Origin of the sequence: Mesorhizobium sp. M7A.F.Ca.US.005.03.2.1 (genome assembly GCF_003997795.1) — a bacterium.
Classification (GTDB): Bacteria; Pseudomonadota; Alphaproteobacteria; order Rhizobiales; family Rhizobiaceae; genus Mesorhizobium; species Mesorhizobium ciceri.
The window spans coordinates 1-5,481 of sequence record NZ_RZRP01000414.1; the positions used below are offsets into that span (position 1 = coordinate 1).

The 5,481-nt window shown below is 62.4% G+C and carries 7 protein-coding genes; 3 read left to right on the forward strand and 4 right to left on the reverse strand.

The window, feature by feature from the left end:
• Positions 1 to 349: triphosphoribosyl-dephospho-CoA synthase (locus EN991_RS21565; RefSeq protein WP_206519227.1), on the forward strand; the 349-nt coding region annotated here is incomplete at its 5' end.
• Between the two features lie 149 nt (positions 350 to 498).
• The gene (gene fae / locus EN991_RS21570; protein WP_013532036.1) at positions 499 to 1,005 is read left to right on the forward strand and encodes a formaldehyde-activating enzyme; all 507 of its coding nucleotides are present in this window, start codon (positions 499 to 501) and stop codon (positions 1,003 to 1,005) included.
• Positions 1,006 to 1,142: 137 nt separating this feature from the next.
• Here fae and EN991_RS21575 read toward each other — a convergent pair whose 3' ends face one another.
• Positions 1,143 to 1,841, reverse strand: a complete 699-nt coding sequence (locus tag EN991_RS21575) for a HisA/HisF-related TIM barrel protein (RefSeq protein WP_063173658.1) — start codon at positions 1,839 to 1,841, stop codon at positions 1,143 to 1,145.
• A gap of 44 nt (positions 1,842 to 1,885) precedes the next feature.
• Here EN991_RS21575 and EN991_RS21580 point away from each other — a divergent pair, with 44 nt between their 5' ends.
• Complete coding sequence (locus EN991_RS21580) at positions 1,886 to 2,923, forward strand: hydantoinase/oxoprolinase family protein (RefSeq protein WP_127369510.1); 1,038 nt, start codon at positions 1,886 to 1,888, stop codon at positions 2,921 to 2,923.
• Positions 2,924 to 2,943: 20 nt separating this feature from the next.
• On the opposite strand, the gene EN991_RS21585 is transcribed toward EN991_RS21580, so the two are convergent.
• The 3 genes from EN991_RS21585 to EN991_RS21595 are packed head-to-tail and all read right to left on the reverse strand — an operon-like array spanning position 2,944 to position 5,477.
• Entirely contained in the window at positions 2,944 to 3,534 is a 591-nt protein-coding gene (locus EN991_RS21585; RefSeq protein WP_024504386.1) for a DUF447 domain-containing protein, read from the reverse strand.
• Between the two features lie 4 nt (positions 3,535 to 3,538).
• Positions 3,539 to 4,933 carry a DUF6513 domain-containing protein gene (locus EN991_RS21590; RefSeq protein ID WP_127369511.1) on the reverse strand — a complete coding sequence of 465 codons (1,395 nt, stop codon included), beginning with the start codon at positions 4,931 to 4,933 and terminating at the stop codon, positions 3,539 to 3,541.
• Positions 4,926 to 5,477 carry a flavoprotein gene (locus EN991_RS21595; protein ID WP_013532041.1) on the reverse strand — a complete coding sequence of 184 codons (552 nt, stop codon included), beginning with the start codon at positions 5,475 to 5,477 and terminating at the stop codon, positions 4,926 to 4,928. Before EN991_RS21595 ends, EN991_RS21590 begins: the two co-directional genes overlap by 8 nt.
• Positions 5,478 to 5,481: the final 4 nt, after the last annotated feature.

Here is a 5,481-nt window from a genome sequence, read left to right on the forward strand (position 1 = left end):
GTTCGGGGTCGGGCTCGCCGCGCTGGATGGAGCGTTGGCACGTGAAGAAGACGGCATGTGGCCGACGGTGTTCGTCTACATGGCGTTTCTCGCCGACTTCCCCGACAGCCATGTGATGCGCAAGCACGGCGTTCACGTCGCAAATCAGGCGCGGCAGGAAGCCGTTGCCGTTCAGGCGGCGCTCCATGCCGAGGGCGACGAACCGTCGCGCATTCGTCTGCTCATGGAGTTCGACCGCCGGCTGAAGGCCGACAACATCAACCCCGGCACCTCGGCCGACCTCACCGTGGCTACTCTTTTAGTCCACACCCTCGCCCTCACCTTGCATAATCGCGGCGTTGGTGCTTGACTTCCAAAAGCGGAAGCTGTGCTTCCGCGGCTATCTAGCCAACCGGTCCGGGCAAATCCGGACGCTGCCAACAAGGATAGCTGTCCATCGAGCGCCTGCTCGGTTGCAGCGTCCGTGGACATCATAATTGTGTCTTGGAGGAAATTGGCATGGCAAAAATATCAAAGGTTATGGTCGGTGAATCGCTGGTGGGAGACGGCAACGAAGTCGCGCATGTCGACCTGCTCATCGGCCCGCGGGGGAGCGCGGTCGAAACGGCATTTTGCAACGCGCTTACCAACAACAAGGACGGCTTTACTTCGCTTTTGGCGGTGATCGCGCCCAATCTTCAATGCAAACCCAACACCGTGATGTTCAACAAGGTCACGATCAAGGGTGCCAAACAGGCGGTCCAGATGTTCGGCCCGGCGCAGCACGCCGTGGCAAAGGCCGTGCAGGACAGCGTTGCGGACGGGACCATTCCGGCCAACGAAGCAGACGACGTGTTCATCTGCGTCGGGGTATTCATCCATTGGGACGCGGCGGACGACGCCAAGATCCAGAAATACAATTACGAGGCGACAAAGGAAGCCATCCAGCGCGCCGTTGCAGGAACCCCGACCGCCGCCGAAGCAACGGCCCAGCGCGACAAGGTCAAGCATCCGTTCGCAGCCTAGACAAGAGACAGCCCCGCACAGGAAAAACCCTCTTCTGAGACGGATGGTCTGTTGCGCCGGCTGAAAAAGGTTCTGGGCTTTTGAAACGTCAGCTCCCGAAGGGCGCACGCCCTTCGGGAGCTGACGAGCAACGATGATCAGGCGCCGAGTGACGCGAGGCGGCCGGGCGTGAGCGTAGCGTTGTGCAATGAGGTTGCGACCAGTGCCGCGGCGACGCCCATGGCGGACAAGGCCCTGATGTCGTTCTCGTCGCGGACACCGCCGGCCGCAATGACAGCGCGATTTCCGGCCTTGGCCTTGACCTCCTGCAACCGCCCGAAGTCGGGACCGGCGGCCGCACCGACCTTGGCCAGCGTCATGACAATCACCTTTTGCGGCCAAAGCTCGGGCTCATCGAGAAGAGAACGCGGCCCGCAAAAACTATCGCCGACGAAATCAAGGGACAGGATGAGATCGGGATGATCGCGAAAACGCCGCAGCAACATGTCGTCTCGCTGCGATTCAGAGCCCAGAACAGGAGACAGCGAGCGTTCGGCAAGCGCCGCCAAAAGTGTCTTTTCGTCGGCCACGCCGGCATCGACCCAAAGTTTCGGCGGCTCCGCCATCGTCCTCAGCCGGGCGAGTGCGTCGCTGTTTGGCGCTCCGCCTTCGATAGCGTCCAGATCTGCGATGTAGAAGGTGGAAAAAGGATAAAGCCCACGCAGTCCTTCAGCGACCGCGACCACATCAGGGCTTCGGCTGAGCGGCGTAACGATCGGCCTGTAGCGATCGCGTTTTCCCTGCTGGGCGCGAACCACCACGCCGTCTTTCAGGTCGAGAACCGGAATGATACGCAACGCTTTTTCACCGACCAATTGCCCCCGTCATGAAAGCTTGAAGCGTGGAAAAAAGAAAGGGCATCATTGCCGGTTTCGACATTGGCGGCGCGCATCTGAAGGTGACCCGCGCACAAGACGGTCGCATCGTCGAGGCGGTAACGATCGCAACGCCGCTCTGGCAAGGGCTGGACAAGCTGGCTTCAGCCCTCGACGAAACGGCTCCGATCTACGCGGGTGCGGATCTCAACGCATTCACCATGACGGGCGAACTGTCGGACATCTTTCCGTCCCGCGATGCCGGCGTGGCGGCTCTGCTGGGTCAGATTTCCACCCATTTCCCCGCAGACAAAAAGCTGGTCTATGCCGGACCATCCGGTTTCGTCGGAGTCGAACGGGCAGCGCAGCTGACCGCCGATGTGGCTTCCGCCAATTGGCACGCGACAGCCTTGTTGGTGGCAAAACTCGCCGGCGATGCCCTGTTCGTCGACATGGGCTCCACCACCACCGATATTATCGCCATCAAGAACGGCGCCGTGGCCAATGACGGCTACACCGATGCCGGACGGCTTCTAACCGGCGAATTGGTCTATACCGGCTTTACCAGGACATTCCTGTTCGGCGTAGCCTCGTCGGCTCCCGTCCGTGGCAGGCTAACGCCGCTGATGAACGAATATTTCGCCTCGATCGCCGACGCTCACCGCATCCTGGGCGTGCTCGACGAGGACGACGACAGGCACCCTCCCGCCGACGGCAAGGAAAAGACTGTGGACGGCTCGATCGCGCGGCTGGCGCGCATGGTGGGGCGCGACGCCACCGACCTCACCCCGCCGGAATGGGGTGACGTCGCGCGCTGGTTCAGCGAGCAGCAACTGCGCAAAGTGCACGATGCAGCGGCGCTGGTTGCCGGAACCCTGTCTCGGGATATCCCGATCGTCGGCGCCGGAAGCGGTCGCTGGCAGATCAGGCGGCTGGCCGAACGCATGGAACGCAGTTATATCGATTTCGCCGACATCATCCCCGCCGATGACACTGTTCGCGGGCAAGCGAGCAGCGCGGCACCCGCGTCCGCAGTGGCGCTTTTGGCGGGATATCCTTCGTAAGCAGGTTGCGGCGCTCGCGCCTATGCTCGCGGGTCCTCGCTATCCGAACCTTTGGCGGTCAAGTGATCGCTGACACGCTGCATCAGCCAGCCCCAGGCTTCCTTTTCACCGTCGCCTGCCGTCTTTTCGATGGCGATCGAAAGGTAGGCGATTTCCGCCTCGATCTTGTTGCGCGGCAGCATGCCGAGCCGGCTGACCAGGATGGCCAGCTCAAGCACCGCCGCCTTGGCTCGGTTGAGGCCGGTGAACGGCGCGAGCGTTTCCTCCCGCACCACGCGGCAGAAATGGCGGGGGCGCACACCATTGTCATCGACCGCCTGGACTTCGAGGCCCGAATACGCCAGCGCCGCCTCGAGCCTCGGCACCGGGAACCCGTCAACCGGAACGGTTGGCCAATGCTTGCGGCCTGTCAGGCAGCCGGCAAAGACACGCACGTCGTCAGTATAATTGGCGATGGCAAACGGCACTTCGGCGAGATTGTCGAGCGTGACCGACGGCCGGAACGGCGCGATAACCCAACCGTCATTCTCGGCAATGATGCCGATCGGCGCGATGTGGACGTTGCCTGCCTTGTTGACCGTCGTGATGATCGATTCGCGAATATAGGGCATGGTCCTAGTGCTCTTTCCTTGCGCGGAGCGTCTTGCCCGGCTCGGCAAGACGGGTACGGTCGGTTTCGGGTGCCGGCGCGGCAACGCCCCATGCGAGCGGCTCGTCCTGCACATAACGCTTGCCGAGGCGCCACGCGATCTCCGCCTTCATCAGTTCCGCGCCGAGGTAAAAAGCGTGTGCGCCATCGGCGTTGACGTCCAGCCCGGCAAAAAGTTCGAACGCATCCGTGGCAACCGCATGCCCTTTGCTATTGAAAACATGGATGCCGTCCTCCGCTACCGCGATCCGGAAGTTGGCATCGCGCACCTGGGCCGCCAATGCCTCGATATCGTCGGTTGAGGCTGTGAAAGGCTTGCGATCGTGGACCTGCAACAGGCCTGGGTGATAGCCGCGCGGCAACGCGCCGTCCGTGCAAGCAGCCAACATGACGCGGCGGGCGATATCGTGCTCCTCGATCGTGCGCACCGTGTGTGGGCTGACATGCACCGCCAGCACGTTCCGGATCCGGAGTTCCGAGCAGAGCCCCGCTAGCACGGCTGTAACGCCGGAACTGTCGGCGTCGGTCAATTCGGTGAGATTGCCGGTGCCCATCAGCAATTCGACGTCCGGCCAACGGCGCCGCGCCTCGATGAAGCGCCCGAGTGAAACGGCGAAGCCGAAATGGATCGGGTCGAGCACGGGATCGGCAATGAAGGCGACGCCGGCCTTTTGTGCCGCGGTAATCGCCCGGCCGAGCGAATCCAGATCGCCGGGGATGGAGGGTATCAACACTGCCGTAGCCCGATGGTCGAAGATCAACGGCAGCGTGTTCTCATCGAGGCTGAGAAGATAGTCCGCGCCGGCGTGCGCACCGATCGACAGTTCGTCTGCGCTGGCCGAATCGACGCTGACCACAAACCCCTGTGCCTTGAGTGCCCGCACTGCCTCAGCCAGCAACGGAAACGGCGTCTCCGGCAGGCAGCCCAGATCGATGACATCCGCGCCGGTCGCAGCCAGCATCGAGGCCCTCGCCATCAGGGCCTCGACCGACAGCATCGGCGCATCGACGATCTCGGCGAAGATGCGCATATCGTGACGCGTCAGATCCGGCGGTTTGCCCACCCGGCCAAGGAAGGCCGGAAGGTCGGCGATCTCGTCGGGGCCGCGCACAAAGGGCACGCCGAAATGCTCCGACAGGTGTTCGATGTTTCCCCGATAGCGTCCGGGCAGGATGACGCGGTCGACGTCTCCTGTCAGAGTGAGCCGACGCTTCACGATGTCCTCGCTCATCAGCGCGGCGACCTTGACGCCGACGTCGACGATTTCCCACGCGAATTCGGTTCTGCCCAGCCCGGTCAGCAGCCGTTCCAGCCGCGCCTTGGCCAGATGGCCGGTAAGAAAAACCAGCCGCTCAGCCATCGCTTGCGAGTTCGGCCTGGCGCCGTGTGAGCGAGGCTTCGAGATCAGCGAGCGACTCGACCACCAGGGTCCGCTCGAAACTCTTCAACTGTTTGGTATTTTCCAGGTCGATCCTGCGCGGATAGACCTTGACCAGCCCGTGCGGTGCCTGGGTTTCGAGTTCCGGCGCGGTGTCGCAAGCAAAGACGATGGCTGGCACACGGCACTTTCCCGCTTGAGCAAAGACATTGGTGGCGAGCGTGTCGGAAATGCCATGCACGCATTTGGCGACCGTGTTGGAAGTGGCCGGCGCCACCACGACCGTGTGATAGACACCGTGGTAGAATTCGCCGACCGGGATCGCGCTTGCGGTCTTGTCGTGCAGCACGCGCGTCGTCTCCGGGAAATCAAGTTTAAGCTTGTACATGCGCAGGACTTCGTTGGCGGCCTTAGACACGAAGACATCGCAATGTTCGAGCTGGCGAACAAGTGCGAAGCTCTCCGTAAAAAAATGCCCGGAACCCGTCAAAACCCACGCCCAGCGCGGCACATGCAGCTTCACCATCGGC

Bases quoted from the DNA above. Each gene is read 5' to 3' on its own strand.
- EN991_RS21595 (WP_013532041.1), bottom strand. From the start codon at position 5,477: ATGGTGAAGCTGCATGTGCCGCGCTGGGCGTGGGTTTTGACGGGTTCC.
- fae (WP_013532036.1), top strand. From the start codon at position 499: ATGGCAAAAATATCAAAGGTTATGGTCGGTGAATCGCTGGTGGGAGAC.
- EN991_RS21590 (WP_127369511.1), bottom strand. From the start codon at position 4,933: ATGGCTGAGCGGCTGGTTTTTCTTACCGGCCATCTGGCCAAGGCGCGG.
- EN991_RS21585 (WP_024504386.1), bottom strand. From the start codon at position 3,534: ATGCCCTATATTCGCGAATCGATCATCACGACGGTCAACAAGGCAGGC.